Annotated in this window: 16 protein-coding genes, 1 tRNA gene and 2 rRNA genes; all 19 read left to right on the forward strand. The window is 36.3% G+C overall.

The genetic code is table 11. The features are described from left to right. The 19 genes from dnaA (at nucleotide 1) to DQM45_RS00090 (ending at nucleotide 23,091) form a co-directional block, all read left to right on the forward strand. Nucleotides 1-1,356: a chromosomal replication initiator protein DnaA gene (gene dnaA, locus DQM45_RS00005; protein ID WP_003084518.1), complete on the forward strand. Its 1,356-nt coding sequence runs from the start codon at nucleotides 1-3 to the stop codon at nucleotides 1,354-1,356. A gap of 154 nt (nucleotides 1,357-1,510) precedes the next feature. Further along, nucleotides 1,511-2,644, forward strand: a complete 1,134-nt coding sequence (gene dnaN, locus DQM45_RS00010) for a DNA polymerase III subunit beta (RefSeq protein WP_003082634.1) — start codon at nucleotides 1,511-1,513, stop codon at nucleotides 2,642-2,644. 69 nt (nucleotides 2,645-2,713) lie between these two features. After that, a complete protein-coding gene (locus DQM45_RS00015) occupies nucleotides 2,714-2,914 on the forward strand; it encodes a DUF951 domain-containing protein (RefSeq protein WP_003085187.1) in 201 nt (66 codons plus the stop codon). A gap of 110 nt (nucleotides 2,915-3,024) precedes the next feature. Further along, complete coding sequence (locus DQM45_RS00020; RefSeq protein WP_003082570.1) at nucleotides 3,025-3,441, forward strand: helix-turn-helix domain-containing protein; 417 nt, start codon at nucleotides 3,025-3,027, stop codon at nucleotides 3,439-3,441. Between the two features lie 79 nt (nucleotides 3,442-3,520). Then, nucleotides 3,521-4,636, forward strand: coding sequence for a redox-regulated ATPase YchF (gene ychF, locus DQM45_RS00025; protein ID WP_003085502.1), 1,116 nt, complete (start codon nucleotides 3,521-3,523; stop codon nucleotides 4,634-4,636). A 72-nt stretch (nucleotides 4,637-4,708) separates the two neighbouring features. Beyond that, nucleotides 4,709-5,278, forward strand: a complete 570-nt coding sequence (gene pth, locus DQM45_RS00030; protein ID WP_003084704.1) for an aminoacyl-tRNA hydrolase — start codon at nucleotides 4,709-4,711, stop codon at nucleotides 5,276-5,278. Between the two features lie 2 nt (nucleotides 5,279-5,280). Continuing rightward, the gene (gene mfd, locus DQM45_RS00035) at nucleotides 5,281-8,781 is read left to right on the forward strand and encodes a transcription-repair coupling factor (protein WP_003083207.1); all 3,501 of its coding nucleotides are present in this window, start codon (nucleotides 5,281-5,283) and stop codon (nucleotides 8,779-8,781) included. Further along, nucleotides 8,744-10,255, forward strand: coding sequence for an oligosaccharide flippase family protein (locus DQM45_RS00040; protein ID WP_003085162.1), 1,512 nt, complete (start codon nucleotides 8,744-8,746; stop codon nucleotides 10,253-10,255). Before mfd ends, DQM45_RS00040 begins: the two co-directional genes overlap by 38 nt. Before the next feature lie 28 nt (nucleotides 10,256-10,283). Beyond that, on the forward strand, nucleotides 10,284-10,556 hold the full coding sequence (locus DQM45_RS00045; protein WP_003084284.1) for an RNA-binding S4 domain-containing protein: 273 nt from the start codon (nucleotides 10,284-10,286) through the stop codon (nucleotides 10,554-10,556). Continuing rightward, nucleotides 10,543-10,914: an FtsB family cell division protein gene (locus tag DQM45_RS00050; protein WP_003082679.1), complete on the forward strand. Its 372-nt coding sequence runs from the start codon at nucleotides 10,543-10,545 to the stop codon at nucleotides 10,912-10,914. The genes DQM45_RS00045 and DQM45_RS00050 overlap by 14 nt, the downstream gene beginning before the upstream one ends. 6 nt (nucleotides 10,915-10,920) lie before the next feature. Then, nucleotides 10,921-11,034 carry an SP_0009 family protein gene (locus tag DQM45_RS10215; protein ID WP_003083768.1) on the forward strand — a complete coding sequence of 38 codons (114 nt, stop codon included), beginning with the start codon at nucleotides 10,921-10,923 and terminating at the stop codon, nucleotides 11,032-11,034. 17 nt (nucleotides 11,035-11,051) lie between these two features. Continuing rightward, nucleotides 11,052-12,338 (forward strand): serine hydrolase, encoded by a 1,287-nt coding sequence (locus tag DQM45_RS00055; RefSeq protein ID WP_003085433.1) that lies wholly within the window; start codon nucleotides 11,052-11,054, stop codon nucleotides 12,336-12,338. Then, nucleotides 12,335-13,618: a tRNA lysidine(34) synthetase TilS gene (tilS, locus tag DQM45_RS00060; RefSeq protein WP_003085881.1), complete on the forward strand. Its 1,284-nt coding sequence runs from the start codon at nucleotides 12,335-12,337 to the stop codon at nucleotides 13,616-13,618. The genes DQM45_RS00055 and tilS overlap by 4 nt, the downstream gene beginning before the upstream one ends. 4 nt (nucleotides 13,619-13,622) lie before the next feature. Further along, nucleotides 13,623-14,165 (forward strand): hypoxanthine phosphoribosyltransferase, encoded by a 543-nt coding sequence (gene hpt / locus DQM45_RS00065; RefSeq protein WP_003083591.1) that lies wholly within the window; start codon nucleotides 13,623-13,625, stop codon nucleotides 14,163-14,165. A gap of 21 nt (nucleotides 14,166-14,186) precedes the next feature. Continuing rightward, entirely contained in the window at nucleotides 14,187-16,163 is a 1,977-nt protein-coding gene (gene ftsH, locus DQM45_RS00070) for an ATP-dependent zinc metalloprotease FtsH (RefSeq protein ID WP_003082706.1), read from the forward strand. 103 nt (nucleotides 16,164-16,266) lie between these two features. Next, on the forward strand, nucleotides 16,267-17,661 hold the full coding sequence (locus DQM45_RS00075) for an APC family permease (protein ID WP_003084755.1): 1,395 nt from the start codon (nucleotides 16,267-16,269) through the stop codon (nucleotides 17,659-17,661). Nucleotides 17,662-18,095: 434 nt separating this feature from the next. Then, nucleotides 18,096-19,644 (forward strand): 16S ribosomal RNA (locus DQM45_RS00080). A 170-nt stretch (nucleotides 19,645-19,814) separates the two neighbouring features. Beyond that, nucleotides 19,815-19,887: transfer RNA gene (locus DQM45_RS00085), tRNA-Ala, on the forward strand. Between the two features lie 299 nt (nucleotides 19,888-20,186). Then, nucleotides 20,187-23,091: ribosomal RNA gene (locus tag DQM45_RS00090) — 23S ribosomal RNA — on the forward strand. Together the 16S and 23S rRNA genes with 1 tRNA gene alongside form the textbook arrangement of a ribosomal RNA operon. Nucleotides 23,092-23,165: the final 74 nt, after the last annotated feature.

Raw genomic sequence — 23,165 nt, forward strand, 5'->3', positions numbered from 1 at the left:
ATGACTGAAAACGAAACTATTTTTTGGAATAGGGTCTTAGAACTAGCACAAAGTCAATTAAAACAAACAACTTATGAATTTTTTGTACTTGATGCTAGGTTGATAAAGGTTGCAGATAATGTCGCAACCATTTATCTAGATCCTATGAAAGAGCTATTTTGGGAGAAAAACTTAAAAGATGTCATTCTGACAGCCGGCTTCGAAATTTTTAATGCTCAAATTGCTGTTGATTATCAATTTGAAGACGACTTAGAAATAATGTCTGGGGCACAAGAAACTTCACAAACCTTTTCGACCCAAAATAGCAATCCTTTACCACTTGTGAAATCTGATTTAAATCCAAAGTATTCCTTCGAAAATTTTATTCAAGGTGATGAAAATCGCTGGGCTGTAGCAGCTTCTATAGCAGTGGCAAATACACCAGGGACTACCTATAATCCTTTATTTATTTGGGGTGGGCCTGGCCTTGGTAAAACACACTTATTAAATGCCATTGGAAATTCAGTTTTATTGGATAATCCCAATGCGCGTGTTAAGTATATTACTGCTGAGAACTTTATTAATGAATTTGTCATCCATATCCGTCTTGATACTATGGACGAACTGAAAGAAAAATTCCGAAATCTTGATTTGCTTTTAATTGATGACATTCAATCACTCGCTAAGAAAACATTGTTAGGTACTCAGGAAGAATTTTTTAACACTTTCAATGCTCTTCATAATAATAATAAACAGATTGTTCTAACGAGTGATCGAACACCTGACCATTTGAATGATTTAGAACAAAGACTTGTTACACGCTTTAAATGGGGATTAACCGTCAATATCACGCCTCCTGATTTTGAAACGCGAGTTGCTATTTTAACTAATAAAATACAAGAATATAGTTTTACTTTTCCTCAAGATACTATTGAGTACTTAGCAGGACAATTTGATTCAAATGTGAGAGATTTAGAGGGTGCTTTAAAAGATATTAGCCTTGTTGCTAACTTCAAACAGATTGATAAAATCACTGTGGATATCGCTGCAGAGGCCATCCGTGCCCGAAAGCAAGACACCCCAAAAATGACAATTATACCAATTGAAGAAATTCAAACGCAAGTTGGAAAATTCTATGGCGTGACAGTAAAAGAAATAAAGGCAACAAAACGAACACAAGATATTGTTTTAGCTCGTCAAGTAGCCATGTTTCTAGCTCGTGAGATGACTGATAACTCCTTGCCAAAAATTGGTAAAGAATTTGGCGGTCGTGATCACTCAACTGTTCTTCATGCTTACAATAAAATTAAAAATATGATTGTCGAAGACGAAAGCCTTCGTATTGAAATTGAAACTATCAAAAATAAGATTAAATAAGCTGTGGATAAAGTACTATTTTAAATCAAACTTATCCACAAGTTGTGAACAAAGCTTAAAGCTTATTCCTGCTGCATTGATACTCATTTTCCACTATATACACAAGACCTACTACTACTACTAAATATTATACTTATAAAATAAAGGAGTCCTCATGATTCAATTCTCTATAAATCGTTCCCTTTTTATACAAGCTTTAAATGCAACCAAAAGAGCTATCAGCAGTAAAAATGCTATTCCAGTTCTTTCAACTATAAAAATTGAAGTTAGTCAATCTGATATTACTTTAACAGGCTCTAATGGACAAATTTCAATTGAAACTATCATTCCAGTTTCAAATGAAAATGCAGGTCTCTTAATTTCTTCAACAGGTGCAATCTTATTGGAAGCAAGCTTTTTTATCAATATTATTTCAAGTCTTCCGGATTTTACTTTAGATTTTAAAGAAATTGAACATCATCAAGTTGTTCTGACGAGTGGAAAATCAGAAATTACCTTGAAAGGTAAAGATGTCGAACAATATCCTCGTTTACAAGAAGTTTCAACTGATAATCCACTTGTTTTAGAAACAAAATTATTAAAATCTATTATTTCTGAAACGGCATTTGCTGCTAGTACTCAAGAAAGTCGGCCAATTCTAACAGGTGTGCATTTAACGTTGAAAAATCATAAAGAGTTTAAAGCGGTAGCTACAGATTCACACCGTATGAGCCAGCGGCTTTTAACTTTAGAAAAATCAGCAACTGACTTTGATGTTGTTATTCCAAGTAAATCATTAAGAGAATTTACTTCTGTTTTTACAGATGATATTGAAACGGTGGAAATCTTTTTCTCACCAAGTCAAATTTTATTTAGAAGTGATTACATTTCTTTTTATACTAGACTTTTAGAAGGAAATTATCCCGATACTGATCGTTTACTGATGAATCAATTTGAAACTGAAGCCGTTTTTAATACCCAAGCCTTAAGACATGCTATGGAACGTGCTTACCTGATTTCTAATGCGACTCAAAATGGAACTGTTAAACTTGAAGTCACTGAGTCTTCAGTTACTGCTCATGTTAATTCACCTGAAGTAGGAAAAGTAAATGAAGAATTGGAAACAGTAGAAAAAACTGGAAGTGACTTGACAATTTCTTTTAACCCTACATACTTAATTGAAGCATTGAAAGCTTTTAAAAATGAAACTGTAAGAATCCGTTTTGTATCACCAGTTAGACCTTTCACTTTAACTTCTGATGATGAAGAAGGGTTCATTCAATTAATTACACCAGTAAGAACTAACTAATTCAAAAAGATAAGCTCTCAGGGCTTATCTTTTGATATGATAAACAAACTTGGTAAGGAGTAGGTCCTCATGTATCAGCTTGGAACTGTAGTAGAGATGAAAAAGCCTCATGCATGTATTGTCAAAGAAAATGGAAAAAAAGCTAATTCTTGGAAAATCGTAAGAATTGGGGCAGATATCAAAATTCAATGTCAAAATTGTGATCATATTGTAATGATGAGTCGTCATAATTTTGAAAGAAAATTAAAGAAAATTATTTCGCAACCTTAGAAAACTTGTTTTTAAAGGTTAGCAACTAATAGTTGCTCTTAAAAAGTGCTGGTATTTTTGGTATGGAATAGTGTAAAGTAGATGTAAACAAAGAAAGGTAGTATTATATTTTGAATAAATTTGCAGAACAATTAAAAAACTATCGACTTAAAAAAAACTATTCTCAAGATGCTTTAGCTGACCGACTTTTCATTTCACGACAAGCGATTTCTAAATGGGAAAATGGGGACAGCACTCCTGATTTGGAAAATCTTGTTAAACTGGCAGAAATTTTTGATGTTACACTTGATCAATTGGTGAGAGGAAAAGAATTAGCTTCATCACATAATAATGAAAATGATTCAGAAGAAGATGATAATCTTAACCTTCTTGAAGGTAGAGAGTATGTTATTAATCCAGAGACAGGAAAATATGAAAAACGTGATGGGATCACAATTTTTATTGACCTTGTATCAGAATATTGGTGGCTAATCTTTTTTGTGCCAATTATTATTAGTTTTATCAAATCACTTATAAATTTATTTTAGTCTATCACTGATAGGCTTTTTTCTTTTGGTTTATGCTATAATATTATTGATTGAAATTTTGAACGGAGAAAAAGAACTTATGGCTTTAACAGCTGGTATTGTTGGCTTGCCTAATGTAGGTAAATCAACCCTTTTTAATGCAATTACTAAAGCAGGGGCAGAAGCTGCTAATTATCCTTTTGCGACAATTGATCCAAATGTTGGTATGGTTGAAGTACCTGATGAACGTCTTAATAAATTAACGGAATTAATTACGCCTAAAAAAACTGTTCCAACTACTTTTGAATTTACCGATATTGCAGGGATTGTTAAAGGAGCTTCAAAAGGTGAAGGTTTAGGAAATAAATTTCTTGCTAATATTCGTGAGGTTGATGCTATTGTTCACGTAGTTCGTGCTTTTGACGATGAAAATGTAATGCGCGAACAAGGTCGTGACGATGCCTTTGTAGATCCAATGGCTGATATTGATACTATTAATTTGGAATTAATCCTTGCCGACTTAGATTCAATCAATAAACGTTATGCACGTGTTGAAAAAATGGCTCGGACACAAAAAGATAAAGATTCTGTGGCTGAATTTAATGTTCTTCAAAAAATTAAACCAGTCCTAGAAGATGGTAAATCAGCTCGAACTATTGATTTTACAGATGAAGAAGAAAAAGTAGTAAAGGGACTATTCTTACTAACAACAAAGCCAGTTTTATATGTTGCTAATGTTGATGAAGATCGTGTTGCTGATCCAGATGACATTGATTATGTTAAACAAATTCGTGCTTTTGCAGAAACAGAAAATGCTGAAGTTGTTGTTATCTCCGCGCGTGCAGAAGAAGAAATTTCAGAATTAGACGATGACGATAAAGCAGAATTTTTAGAAGCTATTGGTCTAACGGAGTCAGGTGTTGATAAATTGACACGCGCAGCTTACCATTTACTTGGTTTAGGAACATATTTCACTGCTGGTGAAAAAGAGGTGCGGGCTTGGACATTTAAACGAGGAATTAAAGCACCACAAGCTGCTGGAATTATTCATTCTGATTTTGAAAGAGGATTTATCAGAGCAGTAACAATGAGTTATGATGATTTAATTAAGTATGGCAGTGAAAAGGCTGTTAAAGAAGCTGGTCGTCTTCGTGAAGAAGGTAAAGAGTATATTGTGCAAGATGGCGATATTATGGAGTTTCGATTTAACGTTTAAAAAGAGAAAAAATAGCTAAGAAGGTTGGAAGTTAATTCCAACCCTTTTGGCATTTAATAGAAAAGAGGAAGAATGGTAAAAATGATTGTAGGGCTGGGAAATCCTGGTTCTAAATACGACAATACGAAACATAATGTTGGTTTTATGGCTATAGATCAACTTGCTAAAAATTTTGATGTTACTTTTTCAGAAGATAAGAATTTTAAAGCACTTGTTGGTTGTACATTTATTAATCAAGAGAAAGTTTATTTTATTAAACCAACAACATTTATGAACAATAGTGGTATTACTGTTAGAGCATTATTGACTTATTATAATATCTCTATTTCAGACTTAATTGTCATTTATGATGATTTAGATATGGAAGTAGGTAAACTTCGTTTTCGCCAAAAAGGTTCTGCTGGTGGACACAATGGCATAAAGTCTATTATTGCAAATATAGGCAGTCAAGAATTTGATCGTGTCAAAATTGGTATCGGTCGACCACGCCCTGGAATGACGGTCATCAATCACGTATTAGGAAAATTTGAAAAAGAAGATGGAATAAGAATTGCATTAACACTAGAAAAAGTTGTCACGGCTGTAAATTTCTATTTACAAGAAGATAACTTTGAATTAACTATGCAAAAATTCAATGGGTAATTATGAATATTATAGAATTATTTAGTCAAAATAAACTCTTACAAGAGTGGATGTCAAATTCGGTAAATCTGGATAGACAATTAATAATGGGTTTATCTGGATCAAGTAAAGCATTAGCGGTTGCAGCCAATTACCGTTATCAGAATGGTAAGTTAATTATTATTACTTCTAGTCAAAATGAACTAGAAAAATTAGCATCAGACTTGTCTGCTTTGATAGGAGAAGATGAAGTTTATCAGTTTTTTGCAGATGATGTTGCTCCTGCTGAGTTTATTTTTTCTTCTTTAGATAAGTCATTGTCAAGGATAGAAGCTCTGCAATTTCTAATAAATCATAACGCTAAAGGAATTTTATTAACTACCATTGTAGGTTTAAAAATCCTTTTACCTAACCCTCGGATCTTTCAAAAATACAGTTTCCGATTTTGTGTTGGAAATGATTATAATCTTGATGATTTGGTCAAAAATTTGACTCAAATTGGTTACCAAAAAGTTAGTCAAGTGATTAATCCTGGGGAATTTAGTAGACGCGGAGATATTTTAGATATTTATGAGGTTAGGCAAGCTAACCCATATCGAATTGAGTTTTTTGGGGATGAAATAGACGGAATTCGTTATTTTGATAGTGATAGTCAAAAATCTATTGAAAATTTAAGAGAAATTATGATTAGCCCTGCTAGTGAAATGATTTTAGAAAAAGCAGATTTTTCACGTGGAATTAGTAATCTGGAATCAGCTCTTCATTTGGTAAACGCTGAATCAAAATCCTATTTAGAAGACATCCTAGCAGTCTCAAAAGATGGTTATCGACATAAAGATATCGGCAAATTTCTTTCTCTCTTTTATGAAAAAGAGTGGACATTGCTCGATTATATCCCTAAAGGGGTACCAGTATTTTTTGATGATTTCCAAAAAATACTAGATAAAAATGCTAGCTTTGATTTAGAAGTTGCTAATTTGTTAACAGAAGATTTACATCAGGGTAAAGCTCTCCCTTCTTTGCATTACTTTGCAGATACTTATAGGAATATTAGAACTTACAAGCCAGCAACTTTTTTCTCTAATTTTCATAAAGGTTTAGGAAATATTAAATTTGACAAGTTGTATCAGTTTACTCAGTATGCTATGCAAGAGTTTTTTAATCAATTTCCATTACTAATTGATGAAATTAACCGCTATAAAAAATCAAATGCGACAGTCCTCATTCAAGTTGAGTCAGAACATGCTTATGAACGATTATTAAAAAATTTAGAAGACTATCATTTCAATATTCCTTTGATAGACCATAATAATATTCAAGCTCATCAAGTCCAGATAATAATTGGTCAATTAGCAAATGGATTTTATTTTGCAGATGAAAAAGTTGCCTATATTACTGAGCATGAAATTTATCATAAAAAAATTAAGCGTCGTGTTCGGAAGTCAAATATTAGTAATGCTGAACGATTAAAAAATTACAATGAATTAGTAAAGGGTGATTATGTTGTTCACAATGTTCATGGAATAGGTCGTTTTTTAGGCATTGAAACGATTAAACTTCAAGGTATTCATCGTGATTATGTAACTATCCAATATCAAAATTCAGATAGGATTTCTCTTCCTGTTGAACAGATTGAAAGTTTATCAAAATATGTTTCTGCTGATGGTAAAGAGCCTAAGATAAATAAATTAAATGACGGTCGTTTCCAAAAGACAAAACAAAAAGTCAGCAAACAAGTGGAAGATATCGCCGATGATTTATTAAGGTTATATGCTGAAAGAAGTCAGTTAAAAGGATTTCAATTTTCACCTGATGACGAATTGCAAGAATCATTTGATAATGATTTTCCTTTTGTTGAAACTGAAGATCAATTGCGCTCAATTCAAGAAATTAAAAAAGATATGGAAAGTCAACTCCCAATGGATCGTCTTTTAGTAGGTGATGTTGGATTTGGTAAAACAGAAGTGGCTATGAGAGCAGCATTTAAAGCTGTAAAAGATCATAAACAAGTTGCTATTTTAGTTCCAACAACTGTCTTAGCTCAGCAACATTATGATAATTTTAGAGAGCGATTTGAAAATTATCCAGTTGAAGTTGATGTTCTAAGCCGTTTTCGAAGTAAAAAAGAACAAAATACAAGTCTAGAAAAACTTGCTAAAGGTCAAGTTGATATTATTATAGGTACTCATCGTCTCCTGTCAAAAGATGTTCAATTTTCTGACTTAGGCCTAATTGTTATTGATGAGGAACAGCGTTTTGGTGTTAAACACAAAGAAAAGTTAAAAGAATTAAAGAGTAAAGTTGATGTTTTAACCCTAACAGCAACGCCGATTCCCAGAACACTTCACATGTCAATGCTTGGTATCAGAGACTTATCAGTTATTGAAACTCCTCCGACGAATCGTTATCCTGTTCAAACTTATGTCTTAGAGACAAATCCTAGCTTAGTTAGAGAGGCTATCCTGCGAGAAATGGATCGTGGAGGTCAAGTTTTTTATGTATACAATAAAGTTGACACCATTGATAAAAAAGTGTCACAGCTACAAGAGCTAGTGCCAGAAGCGGCAATCGGTTTTGTTCATGGACAAATGAGTGAAATTCAACTTGAAAATACTCTGATTGACTTTATAAATGGTGACTATGATGTTCTAGTAGCGACTACAATTATAGAGACAGGAGTTGATATTTCAAATGTTAATACCTTATTTGTCGAAAATGCTGATCATATGGGATTGTCTACCCTTTATCAACTACGGGGGCGTGTAGGACGTTCCAATCGAATCGCTTATGCGTATTTGATGTATCGTCCAGATAAAATTTTGTCTGAAATATCAGAAAAACGTTTAGAAGCCATTAAAGGGTTCACAGAATTAGGATCAGGTTTCAAAATTGCTATGCGTGATTTAGCAATTCGTGGAGCAGGTAACATTTTAGGAGCTTCACAGAGTGGCTTTATTGATTCTGTTGGTTTTGAAATGTACTCTCAATTATTAGAAGAAGCTATTGCTAATAAACAAGGAAGAGTTAAGTTAAGACATAAAGGTAATGCTGAAATTAATTTACAAATAGATGCATATCTTCCTCAGGAATACATCACGGATGAGCGACAAAAAATTGAGCTTTATAAGCGTATTCGAGAAATTGAAAGTAAAGATGATTATCTGCTCTTACAAGAGGAGATTATTGATCGTTTTGGAGAATATCCTGATCAGGTAGCCTATCTCTTAGAAATCGGTTTACTCAAATATTATATGGATAAAGCTTTTGCAGAGTTAGTAGAGCGAAAAGGAAATCAAGTAATTGTACGATTTGAAAAAGTATCTCTAACTTATTATCTTACTCAAGATTATTTTGAAGCTTTAGCAAAGACAACTCTAAAAGCAAGAATTAGTGAAACGAATGGGAAAATTGATATTATTTTTGATATTAAGTATAAAAAAGATTATGACATTTTAGAAGAATTGATGTTATTTGGAGAATGCTTGGGTGAAATTAAAGACAGAAAAACTCGAAAATCAAGTTAGTAAATCAAGTTTAGTAATAACATTAAGCGGCCTTATTTCGAAAATATTGGCAGCTCTTTATCGTATTCCTTATCAAAACATAGTAGGAGATAGGGGCTTTTATGCCTATCAACAAGTTTATCCGTTACTTGCAATTATCAGCGCTTTAAGCTTAACAGCACTTCCCAATGTTGTTGCAAGTATCTTCCAAAAAAACAAACATGACGATTTGCAATTTCTATTTAGATTTCAAATGTTGATAAGTCTTATTTTTGCTTTATTATTAATTCTCTTTTGCAGACCGTTAGCTATCATTATTGGAAGTGAAAAGTTAATTTTTAGTATTTTCATAACTGCTTTAGTTTTACTGACTGTCCCTTTTAATTCTTTTTACCGTGGTTTAGCCCAAGCAAGAGTGAATATGATTCCAACAGCTGTCAGTCAGGTAATGGAACAGGTCATCAGGGTAAGTATTATTCTTCTAGCAGCTTTATTTTATAAGCTATTTTCTTGGTCAATTTATAGAACGGCAAATATGGCAGCAACCGGAAATTTAGTTGCTAGCCTCTCTATCCTTATTTATTTTATTTATCAAGATCCTAAAGCTTTACATTTTTTAGCCATTAAGCAAAAAAAGAGTAATACTGAAAAATCTTCTATAGGTATTTCTAGCTTAATTTTCATCTTCTATACTGTCTATTTACTGCTATTTCAATTTATTGATGCTTTATTTGTTAAAAATAGTTTGATAGGAGCTGGTTATCCTCATGTAATGGCTGAAGTTAGTAAAGGCATCTATGATCGTGGTCAACCACTTATTCAATTTGGCCTTATTTTCTCAACTGCTTTCTTTACAACTTTTCTACCAAAACTGACTAAGGACTATTATAAAAATCAGCAAATTTATCAAAGTGAAAGTCAGTATTTTTTTGACTTTATCTGTTACTTAAATATGACTATTTATCTCGGTTTTTCTATGATTTTAGCTGCTATGAATAGAACTTTATTTGAGGATAATAAGGGTTGGTTAAGTCTAGAAATTTTTATCAGTATTATTTTTATATCAAGTCTTATCCAATTTTTTCATCAAAAATTCTTTATTGAAAATCGTCAAAAATTGTCATTCTTATTCCTATGCTTAGGACTATTATTGAAAGTAATCATGACACCCCTACTGACAAGATTATATGGTATTGTTGGAAGCTCTTTATCAACCATCTTACCTTTAATTATTGTTCTTATCTTATATAGCAGATATGCTAATATGGAAATAAAATGTTTTAAAAATTGGAGATTTATCATTAGCATACTCTCTATGCTCATTGTGGTTTTTATTGTACAGACTATATTGCCAAATAAAACACGAACTGAAAATTTTACAGAGATTATTCTTACTAGTTTAATCGGCTTAATGATTTTTATTTTCGTAGCAAAGCATCTGAATGCTTTTGATAAGAAATTATGGACTTACCTACCATTTGCAAAAGAAAAATGATAGAATAAAATGGATTGTGAGGTAAAAGATGAGATTAGATAAATTTTTAAAGGTTTCTCGGATTATAAAAAGGAGACCAGTAGCAAAAGAGGTTGCAGATAAGGGTAGAATAAAAGTTAATGGTATTTTAGCTAAAAGCTCTACTGATTTAAAATTAAATGATGAGATTGAAATTCGTTTCGGCAATAAATTGCTAACAGTTAAAGTAGTAGAGATGAAGGATAGTACCAAAAAAGAAGATGCTCTAAAAATGTATGAAATTATTAAAGAAACAAGGATTGAAAGCAATGAAGAAGCCTAGCATCGTCCAATTAAATAATAAATTCATCAAGGATGAAAATCAGAAAAAACGCTTTGAAGAAGAAGAGTTAAAAAAACGTAACCGTTTTATGGGCTGGATTCTAGTTATTATGATGTTTCTTTTTATCTTACCAACTTATAATTTGGTTAAAAGCTATGTATCTTTACAAAAACAAAATCAGCAAGTTATTAAGTTAAAAAAAGAATACAAAGAACTAGATGCTAGTACCCAAGCTGAAAAGCAGTTAGCAAACCAACTTAAAGATACAAATTTTGTTAAGAAATACGCTCGTGCTAAATATTATTTAACTCAAGAAGGTGAAATTGTTTACCCAATCCCAGGATTGCTACCAAAATAATAAATTATGGAAGATATTGTCAAAAAAATAGAAACTTTTCTATCTTTTTCAGAAGAAAAGTTAGAAGAACTCAAAAAAGAAAATCAAACTTTAAAAGAAGAACTATTCGATGAAAGATAATTAAGAAAGGAGACAGCATGAAAAAACTATTAGCATTAATGATAATGGTCTTTTTTGTGTCTCCTGTACCTGTTATTAGTACCGAAAAAGAAATTAATTTTTCTAATACGCATCTTCATCCTCTGACACAAAGCATTGCCTCTAGGGCAACTTATTTTAGCAATATTCCTCAAAATCCTAATCTTTATTATGAAACAAATACCTATTCAGATGCTAATTTAAATATTTTCGCAAAAGTTTTGAAACCTAATGATGATTTTCAAATTACAGATTTACTCCTAAATGGAAGTGGTACACCTGTGTTTGCATTATCAGATGGCACCTATATTGAAGCAAATCGTCGATATATTTATGATGATATGGCTATTAATCAGGTAGAGGTAAATCTTACTTTTTGGTTACAAGGAAACTTTACTGTCTATAAACAACCTTTTGTGAAGGGTATTTCCACTATCAAGACTGATTTAACAGCTTTTACTAATGTTCATGCCAGTCAGATGGCACAAACGCAAGAAGGAAACTATTATTATATTGACAATAAAGGATGGATTTCCGAGAAAGATCTCTCAAGAGCCGATAACCGTATGGTTAAAGTACAAGAGGTTTTAAGTCAAAAATATAATAAAGATAAGTATTCTATCTATGTTAAGCAGTTGGATAGCCAGGCCAGTGCTGGTATTAATGCTGATAAAATGATGTATTCGGCAAGTATTGCTAAACTAGCAACGTTATATTATGTGCAGAATCAATTAAATACAGGTCAAATAAAATTAGACAAGCCTTTAAAGTATGTCAATCAAGTTAATCATTTTGATGGTGCCTATGGCCCATCCGGTAGCGGGCATATTGATAAAGAAGCTGATAATAAAGAATATCTTGTTGATACTTTATTAAAAGCTATTGCCCAACATTCTGATAATGTAGCTACAAATATTTTAGGTTATTATGTTGCTAATAAATATGATCACAAATTTTATTCACAGATTAATGCTATTTCAGGTATTGACTGGAATATGGAAAGTAGAATGATATCATCACACGCTGCTGCAAATATTATGGAGTCTATCTATTACCAAAAAGGAGAAATTATTTCCTATCTTTCTCAAACTGATTTTGATAATAAACGGATTTCAAAAAATATTCAGGTACCAGTTGCTCATAAGATTGGTGACGCCTATGACTATAAACACGATGTTGCAATTGTCTACGGGAATTCACCCTTTATTTTATCTATTTTTACAGATAAATCCTCTTATGACGATATTACAGATATAGCAGATGATGTCTATGCCATTTTAAAATGATATATTCAAAAATTTATACTTATTGTCTTCAAAAAGCTTTTTTTAAAAATCATAAAAAGGTTTTAATAGCTGTTTCAGGTGGAGTAGATTCAATGAATTTACTGCACTTTTTACATACCTTTAAACGTCAATTAGATATAAGTATTGCTATTGCTCATGTCAATCACAAACAAAGAAAAGAGTCTGAATTAGAGGAAGACTATTTAAAAAAATGGGCTGAACAACATGATATCCCAATTTTTATTGACTATTTCAAAGGTAATTTTTCAGAGCAGAGGGCGCGTGATTTTCGCTACCAATTTTTCAAAAGGATAATGGTTCAAGGAGATTACACAGCCCTTGTGACAGCACATCATGCAGATGATCAAGTGGAAACTGTTTTTATGCGTCTGATTAGAGGGAGCTTACTCCGATATCTTGCTGGAATCAAAGAAGTTCAGCCATTTTCCGGTGGCCAATTGATTAGACCATTTTTACACTTTCATAAAAATGATTTACCTAATCCTTATCATTTTGAAGACAGTAGTAATTTAGGTCTTGATTATTTTCGAAATCGCGTCCGCAACTTTTATTTGAAAGAATTAGAAAGAGAGAATCCTAAGTTAAGTGAGTCAATATTAGCTCTCGCTGAGGAATCTGAGACTCTTTTTATAGCACTAGCGGACTTAACAAATCACATTGATGTTACAGATAGAAAAATATTTCTAGAACAAACAGACTCTGTTCAATTCTACTTATTACAAAATTATTTAGCAAAATTTGATGACCTATTTTTATCTCGCAAGCAGGTTAAAGAAGTATTACATATTTTAAGAGCAAAAGGACAGGGAGAATTTTTCTTAAAAAATAACTACGAGCTTGTTATTACATCTAATCAATTTCACATTCGAAAAATCAGGCTTGAGACGGAGCCCAAGGAGATGGAGCTTCTGTTAAAATATGACTCAGACCTTTCTTACCAATCTTATAAGTTTACTTTCGGGTCCAAAGGAGCTAATATAGCGGGTGAATTCACTATTCCAATCTATCACTTAACGCCCATAATACTTCGTAGGCGCCAGCCTGGTGATAAAATTGATTTTGGAACATTTTCTAAAAAGCTTAGACGACTCTTTATTGATGAGAAATTTTCCCAACAAGAGAGGAAAGAAGCTATTATTGGGGTTCAAGAAAATGAAATTATCTTTGTTATGATAGCTGGTAAAACATATTTGAGAAAAGCATCAGAACGTGATATAATGAAGGCTAGACTCTATATTGAAAAATTAAGAAAAAGGTGACACCATGCTTGAGCAAGATATTAAAAAAATTCTTTATTCAGAAGAAGATATCATTTTGAAGACTAAAGAACTTGGCCAACAGTTAACAAAGGATTACCATGGGAAAAATCCTTTATTGGTTGGAGTTTTAAAAGGTTCTGTTCCATTTATGTCTGAATTGATGAAACATATTGATACCCATGTCGAGATTGATTTTATGGTCGTTTCAAGTTATCATGGTGGTACAACTAGTAGTGGTGAGGTCAAAATATTAAAAGACGTTGACACTAATATTGAAGGTCGTGATATTCTTTTTGTTGAAGATATTATTGATACTGGTCGGACCTTAAAATATTTAAGGGATATGTTCAAATATCGAAAAGCCAATTCTGTCAAAATTGCAACCTTATTTGATAAGCCAGAAGGCCGAGTGGTTGAGATTGAAGCTGACTATGTTTGTTATGATGTACCAAACGAATTTATTGTTGGTTTTGGTTTAGATTACGAAGAAAACTACCGTAATCTTCCCTATGTAGGAGTTTTAAAAGAAGAAATCTATTCAAAATAGGAAAAGGTTAATTGTTACTTTATGAAAAATAATAAAAATAATGGTTTTGTTAAAAATTCATTTGTCTATATTATAGTTATTGTGCTTGTTATTACAGGTTTCCAATACTATTTGAGAGGAACAAGTACACAAAGCCAACAGATTAGTTATACCAAACTAATCAAACAAATCAAAGCTGGCGATGTTAAATCAATTACTTATCAGCCAAGTGGAAGTATCATAGAGGTTAAAGGAAAATATGAGAAGCCACAAAAAAATGCTATTGATCAAGGTTTGTCGTTTTTTGGAACAGGCTCATCAACAAAAGTTTCAGAGTTTACTGCCTTAGTCTTACCTAGTGATTCTGTGGTTAAAGAACTGATGACAGCTGCTGATAAAAGTGGTACTACAGTTTCAGTAAAACAAGAAAGTTCAAGTGGCGCTTGGATATCATTCTTAGTAAGTTTCTTGCCTATCATTATTTTCGCAGGTTTCATGATGATGATGATGAATCAAGGTGGAGGTGGTGCTCGAGGCGCCATGAGTTTTGGTAAGAATAAAGCAAAATCTCAAAGTAAAGACGATGTAAAGGTACGTTTTACAGATGTTGCTGGAGCTGAGGAAGAGAAACAAGAGCTTGTAGAGGTAGTTGATTTTCTTAAAAACCCTAAAAAATATAAAGCTTTAGGTGCCAGAATTCCTTCTGGGGTTTTGCTTGAAGGTCCTCCCGGGACAGGTAAAACCTTATTAGCAAAAGCAGTAGCAGGCGAAGCGGGAGTGCCTTTCTTCAGTATCTCAGGTTCTGACTTTGTTGAAATGTTCGTCGGTGTTGGTGCTAGTCGTGTTCGCTCTTTGTTTGAAGATGCTAAAAAAGCTGAACGTGCTATTATTTTTATTGACGAGATTGATGCTGTTGGTAGACGCCGTGGTGCTGGAATGGGCGGCGGTAATGATGAACGTGAACAAACCTTGAACCAACTTTTAATTGAAATGGATGGTTTTGAAGGAAATGAAAGTATTATTGTTATTGCAGCAACAAACCGTAGTGATGTCCTAGATCCAGCTTTGTTAAGACCGGGCCGTTTTGATCGTAAAGTTCTAGTTGGTCGTCCTGATGTTAAAGGTCGTGAAGCTATATTGAGAGTTCATGCTAAGAATAAACCATTAGCAGAAGATGTTAATTTGAAAGTTGTTGCTCAACAAACACCTGGTTTTGTTGGAGCTGATTTAGAAAATGTTTTGAATGAAGCAGCATTAGTTGCAGCCCGTCGTAACAAAGAAAAAATTGATGCTAGTGATATTGATGAAGCGGAAGATCGTGTTATTGCTGGACCTTCTAAGAAAGATAGAACAATATCTCAAAGAGAACGGGAAATGGTTGCTTACCACGAAGCGGGACATACAATCGTTGGTTTAATTTTATCAAATGCTCGTGTGGTTCATAAAGTTACTATTGTTCCACGTGGTCGTGCAGGTGGCTATATGATTGCTCTTCCTAAAGAGGATCAAATGTTGCTATCAAAAGATGACTTAAAAGAGCAACTTGCTGGTCTTATGGGTGGACGTGTTGCTGAGGAAATTATTTTTAATGCCCAAACAACAGGAGCTTCAAATGACTTTGAGCAAGCTACTCAAATGGCTAGAGCTATGATTACAGAATATGGCATGAGTGAAAAACTTGGTCCAGTTCAGTATGAGGGAAATCATGCCATGATGCCGGGGCAGATTTCACCAGAAAAATCTTACTCTGCACAAACTGCTCAAATGATTGATGATGAAGTCAGAGCTCTCTTAAATCAAGCACGTAATAAAGCAGCTGATATTATCAATGAAAATAGAGAAACTCACAAATTAATTGCTGAAGCTCTATTGAAATATGAAACATTGGATGCTGCTCAAATTAAATCTATTTTTGAGACAGGTAAAATGCCAGAAACGCCAGATTCTGAGAATGAAGATGTTCATGCATTGTCATATGAAGAAATTAAGGATAAAATGGTAGAAGAAGACGAACAATAATAAAAAAATCCAGAGATCAAAGATCTTTGGATTTTTTATTATATTTACAGGTTTTTATAACTGTGTTACACTAAAGGATATTTATTAGAGAAGAAAGGTCAATATGAATCTATTTCGCAAAAAAAATAACAGTGTCAAAAAAACAGAAATGAGGAGACATTTAAAGGTTCAAGATCTCATATTCCTTGGCCTTGGTTCCATGGTAGGTACAGGAGTATTTACAATAACAGGAATTGGTGCTGCTAAGTATGCAGGTCCAGCGCTTACTATATCTATTATTCTATCAGCCGCAGCAGTTGCTATCTTAGCATTATTTTACGCAGAGTTTTCTTCTAGAATTCCGGCTAATGGTGGAGCTTATAGCTATGTCTATGCTACCTTAGGTGAATTTCCCGCATGGATTGTCGGTTGGTACATCATTATGGAATTCTTGACAGCTATTTCCAGCGTTGCAGTAGGCTGGGGGAGTTACCTTAAAGGGTTACTTAGTAATTTTGGTATGCATATTCCAACAGCATTGAATGGAACATTTAATCCTAAAGAAGGAACTTATATTGATATTTTACCAGTTTTGGTCATGTTAATAGTTACAGCTATTGTTTTAATGAACTCAAAAACAGCTTTAAAATTTAATTCTATACTTGTTATTTTAAAATTTTCTGCCTTGGCATTATTTATAGTTGTTGGATTATTTTTTATTAAGGCAAATAACTGGATACCATTTGCTCCTTATGGATTAGGTCAGTTTTACGGAGGAAAATCTGGGATTTTTGCTGGTGCCTCTGTTATGTTTTTTGCTTTTTTAGGATTTGAGTCAATTTCTATGACAGTAGATGAAGTACAAGAACCTCAAAAGAATATACCTAGAGGAATAACCCTATCACTATTAATTGTAACTATTTTATATATAGTTGTGACTACTATCCTTACAGGAATTGTTTATTATAAGAAATTAAATGTTCCTGATGCTGTATCCTATGCCTTAAGACTTGTTAAGATGGATTGGGCAGCTAATTATATCTCTATCGTTGCAGTAATGACTTTAATAACGGTTTGTATATCGATGACATTTGCGCTAGCAAGAATTGTTTATACAATTAGTAGGGATGGTCTTTTACCAAAATCATTACAGAAAGTCTCAAAAAATAGTTTCGTTCCCCAAAATGCAACGATTACTGTTGGTCTTATATCAATGATTTGTGCAGGATTAGTCCCTCTCGCTAGTTTAGCAGAATTTGTTAATATTTGTACTCTTGCTTACCTCATCATTATGTCTTTTTCTATCATTATTTTACGAAAAAATAATGGTAAACCCAAAACAGGTGAATTTACAACGCCACTAGTTCCATTATTACCGATCATTGCCATTACTATTTGTGCTTCGTTCATGTCACAATATATGGTTATAACCTGGATAGCATTTGGAATTTCCACATTAATTGGAACAATAATCTATTTTGTTTATGGGTATCATCGCTCAGAGGAAAATAAAACTTAAACTAAATTTTAAGTTCGGATTGAAGAAAATGTCTAGTAGGGCGTCTTCTTCAATCTTTTTTATTAATTCAAAAGTAAAAGTGTAGATAGCACATAATCATTAGCTTAATCTATTTTGTAGCATTCGTAATATTATAGAAAAAAACTTTTCAAATTAGAAATAATTATCTTGACAAAGAGACAAAAGGTAGGTATACTAATAAAGTTGCTAAAAGAGCAGCACAGTTATCATCAGAGTCAAATAAACTGAAAAAAGTTATTGACAAAGCAGGAGATAGCTGATAGAATAAAATAGTTGTCTCGTAAGAGATGCAAGACCTTTGAGAACTGAATAAGACAAGAAAAACCAAACGTGAGGGTGATATGCAAGACATATTACCCGTCAAGCAAAAGCAATAAATCTGTCAGCGACAGAAAGAACGAGAAAGTTCAAACTAAAATGAGAGTTTGATCCTGGCTCAGGACGAACGCTGGCGGCGTGCCTAATACATGCAAGTAGAACGCAGAGGACAGGTGCTTGCACCAGTCTAATGAGTTGCGAACGGGTGAGTAACGCGTAGGTAACCTACCTTATAGCGGGGGATAACTATTGGAAACGATAGCTAATACCGCATGAAAGTAGAAGACCCATGTCATCTACTTAAAAGGGGCAACTGCTCCACTATGAGATGGACCTGCGTTGTATTAGCTAGTTGGTGAGGTAAAGGCTCACCAAGGCGACGATACATAGCCGACCTGAGAGGGTGATCGGCCACACTGGGACTGAGACACGGCCCAGACTCCTACGGGAGGCAGCAGTAGGGAATCTTCGGCAATGGGGGGAACCCTGACCGAGCAACGCCGCGTGAGTGAAGAAGGTTTTCGGATCGTAAAGCTCTGTTGTTAGAGAAGAACGGTAATGGGAGTGGAAAATCCATTACGTGACGGTAACTAACCAGAAAGGGACGGCTAACTACGTGCCAGCAGCCGCGGTAATACGTAGGTCCCGAGCGTTGTCCGGATTTATTGGGCGTAAAGCGAGCGCAGGCGGTTTGATAAGTCTGAAGTTAAAGGCTGTGGCTTAACCATAGTTCGCTTTGGAAACTGTCAAACTTGAGTGCAGAAGGGGAGAGTGGAATTCCATGTGTAGCGGTGAAATGCGTAGATATATGGAGGAACACCGGTGGCGAAAGCGGCTCTCTGGTCTGTAACTGACGCTGAGGCTCGAAAGCGTGGGGAGCAAACAGGATTAGATACCCTGGTAGTCCACGCCGTAAACGATGAGTGCTAGGTGTTAGGCCCTTTCCGGGGCTTAGTGCCGGAGCTAACGCATTAAGCACTCCGCCTGGGGAGTACGACCGCAAGGTTGAAACTCAAAGGAATTGACGGGGGCCCGCACAAGCGGTGGAGCATGTGGTTTAATTCGAAGCAACGCGAAGAACCTTACCAGGTCTTGACATCCTTCTGACCGGCCTAGAGATAGGCTTTCTCTTCGGAGCAGAAGTGACAGGTGGTGCATGGTTGTCGTCAGCTCGTGTCGTGAGATGTTGGGTTAAGTCCCGCAACGAGCGCAACCCCTATTGTTAGTTGCCATCATTAAGTTGGGCACTCTAGCGAGACTGCCGGTAATAAACCGGAGGAAGGTGGGGATGACGTCAAATCATCATGCCCCTTATGACCTGGGCTACACACGTGCTACAATGGTTGGTACAACGAGTCGCAAGCCGGTGACGGCAAGCTAATCTCTTAAAGCCAATCTCAGTTCGGATTGTAGGCTGCAACTCGCCTACATGAAGTCGGAATCGCTAGTAATCGCGGATCAGCACGCCGCGGTGAATACGTTCCCGGGCCTTGTACACACCGCCCGTCACACCACGAGAGTTTGTAACACCCGAAGTCGGTGAGGTAACCATTTAGGAGCCAGCCGCCTAAGGTGGGATAGATGATTGGGGTGAAGTCGTAACAAGGTAGCCGTATCGGAAGGTGCGGCTGGATCACCTCCTTTCTAAGGAAATGGAAGACGTTTGGTCTTGTCTTATTTAGTTTTGAGAGGTCTTATTTAAGTTATGAGAACGTTAAGAAATCTGTATGAAAAAGATTTTAGTTTGAATACAATTAAGCTTCACGTAATAGAATAGTACCACCACTAATAATGTAACAACCAGTTTATTAGTCGGGGCCTTAGCTCAGCTGGGAGAGCGCCTGCTTTGCACGCAGGAGGTCAGCGGTTCGATCCCGCTAGGCTCCATAGGATATAAGTCCACCTAAACTTAATAATAAGTGAAGTTGAACACGCAACTAACTTCCTAGGAAAATAGATAATCTTCCTTGTGTGCAAGCACACTGTGTCAGAATCCTAATTTTCTACAGAAGTTTCGCTAAAGCGAGCGTTGCTTTGTATCCTAAACATAGTCCATTGAAAATTGAATAACTATATCAAATTCCACGATCATTAAAATGATTGTAGAAAAGTAACAAGAAATAAACCGAAAAAAAGATAAACGCGAACATATTAAAAAAAATAAGAAGGTCGAAAGACTGGAATAAGGTTAAGTTAATAAGGGCGCACGGTGGATGCCTTGGCACTAGAAGCCGAAGAAGGACGTGACTAACGACGAAATGCTTTGGGGAGCTGTAAGTAAGCGCTGATCCAGAGATGTCCGAATGGGGGAACCCACTAACTAATGGTTAGTATCCATGACTATAAAGGTCATGAGAAGGAAGACGCAGTGAACTGAAACATCTAAGTAGCTGCAGGAAGAGAAAGCAAACGCGATTGCCTTAGTAGCGGCGAGCGAAACGGCAGGAGGGCAAACCGAGGAGTTTACTCCTCGGGGTTGTAGGACTGCGACGTGGGACTTTAATTTAATAGAAGAATTACCTGGGAAGGTAAGCCAAAGAGAGTAATAGCCTCGTATTTAAAATTGAATTGAGCCCTAGCAGTATCCTGAGTACGGCGAGACACGCGAAATCTCGTCGGAATCTGGGAGGACCATCTCCCAACCCTAAATACTCTCTAGTGACCGATAGTGAACCAGTACCGTGAGGGAAAGGTGAAAAGCACCCCGGGAGGGGAGTGAAATAGAACCTGAAACCGTGTGCCTACAACAAGTTCGAGCCCGTTAATGGGTGAGAGCGTGCCTTTTGTAGAATGAACCGGCGAGTTACGTTATGATGCGAGGTTAAGTTGAAGAGACGGAGCCGTAGGGAAACCGAGTCTTAAGAGGGCGAAATAGTATCATGATGTAGACCCGAAACCATGTGACCTACCCATGAGCAGGTTGAAGGTGCGGTAAAACGCACTGGAGGACCGAACCAGGGCACGTTGAAAAGTGCTTGGATGACTTGTGGGTAGCGGAGAAATTCCAAACGAACTTGGAGATAGCTGGTTCTCTCCGAAATAGCTTTAGGGCTAGCGTCGATGTTAAGTCTCTTGGAGGTAGAGCACTGTTTGGGTGAGGGGTCCATCCCGGATTACCAATCTCAGATAAACTCCGAATGCCAAGTAGATATAATCGGCAGTCAGACTGCGAGTGCTAAGATCCGTAGTCGAAAGGGAAACAGCCCAGACCACCAGCTAAGGTCCCAAAATAATTGTTAAGTGGAAAAGGATGTGGGGTTGCACAGACAACTAGGATGTTAGCTTAGAAGCAGCTATTCATTCAAAGAGTGCGTAATAGCTCACTAGTCGAGTGACCCTGCGCCGAAAATGTACCGGGGCTAAAACAATTTACCGAAGCTGTGGATTACTAGTAATAGTAATGGTAGGAGAGCGTTCTATGTGTGAAGAAGGTATACCGTGAGGAGTGCTGGAACGCATAGAAGTGAGAATGCCGGTATGAGTAGCGCAAGACAGGTGAGAATCCTGTCCACCGTAAGACTAAGGTTTCCAGGGGAAGGCTCGTCCGCCCTGGGTTAGTCGGGACCTAAGGAGAGACCGAAAGGTGTATTCGATGGGCAACAGGTTGATATTCCTGTACTAGTATGTATAGTGATGGAGGGACGCAGAAGGCTAACTAAAGCGTGCGAATGGAAGAGCACGTCTAAGCAGTGAGGTGTGGTATGAGTCAAATGCTTATACCTAATACATTGAGCTGTGATGGGGAGCGAAGTTTAGTAGCGAAGTTAGTGATGTCACACTGCCAAGAAAAGCTTCTAGCGTTTAAATACATACTACCCGTACCGCAAACCGACACAGGTAGTCGAGGCGAGTAGCCTCAGGTGATCGAGAGAACTCTCGTTAAGGAACTCGGCAAAATGACCCCGTAACTTCGGGAGAAGGGGTGCTGTCAGCGATGACAGCCGCAGTGAATAGGCCCAAGCAACTGTTTATCAAAAACACAGCTCTCTGCTAAATCGTAAGATGATGTATAGGGGGTGACGCCTGCCCGGTGCTGGAAGGTTAAGAGGAGGGTTTAGCGCAAGCGAAGATCTGAATTGAAGCCCCAGTAAACGGCGGCCGTAACTATAACGGTCCTAAGGTAGCGAAATTCCTTGTCGGGTAAGTTCCGACCCGCACGAAAGGCGTAATGATTTGGGCACTGTCTCAACGAGAGACTCGGTGAAATTTTAGTACCTGTGAAGATGCAGGTTACCCGCGACAGGACGGAAAGACCCCATGGAGCTTTACTGCAGTTTGATATTGAGTATCTGTACCACATGTACAGGATAGGTAGGAGCCATTGAGAACGGGACGCCAGTTTCGTTAGAGGCGATGTTGGGATACTACCCTTGTGTTATGGCTACTCTAACCCAGATAGGCAATCCCTATCGGAGACAGTGTCTGACGGGCAGTTTGACTGGGGCGGTCGCCTCCTAAAAGGTAACGGAGGCGCCCAAAGGTTCCCTCAGATTGGTTGGAAATCAATCGCAGAGTGTAAAGGTATAAGGGAGCTTGACTGCGAGAGCAACAACTCGAGCAGGGACGAAAGTCGGGCTTAGTGATCCGGTGGTTCCGCATGGAAGGGCCATCGCTCAACGGATAAAAGCTACCCTGGGGATAACAGGCTTATCTCCCCCAAGAGTTCACATCGACGGGGAGGTTTGGCACCTCGATGTCGGCTCGTCGCATCCTGGGGCTGTAGTCGGTCCCAAGGGTTGGGCTGTTCGCCCATTAAAGCGGCACGCGAGCTGGGTTCAGAACGTCGTGAGACAGTTCGGTCCCTATCCGTCGCGGGCGTAGGAAATTTGAGAGGATCTGCTCCTAGTACGAGAGGACCAGAGTGGACTTACCGCTGGTGTACCAGTTGTCTTGCCAAAGGCATCGCTGGGTAGCTATGTAGGGAAGGGATAAGCGCTGAAAGCATCTAAGTGCGAAGCCCCCCTCAAGATGAGATTTCCCATGATTTTATATCAGTAAGAGCCCTGAGAGATGATCAGGTAGATAGGTTAGAAGTGGAAGTGTAGTGATACATGTAGCGGACTAATACTAATAGCTCGAGGACTTATCCAAAGATAAGAAATAATAGACAGACGTTTATTGACAAAGAGGTAGAGTTCTTGATAAGATATAGTTATTCAATTTTG

The organism is Streptococcus porcinus, from assembly GCF_900475415.1.
GTDB classification, from domain to species: domain Bacteria; phylum Bacillota; class Bacilli; order Lactobacillales; family Streptococcaceae; genus Streptococcus; species Streptococcus porcinus.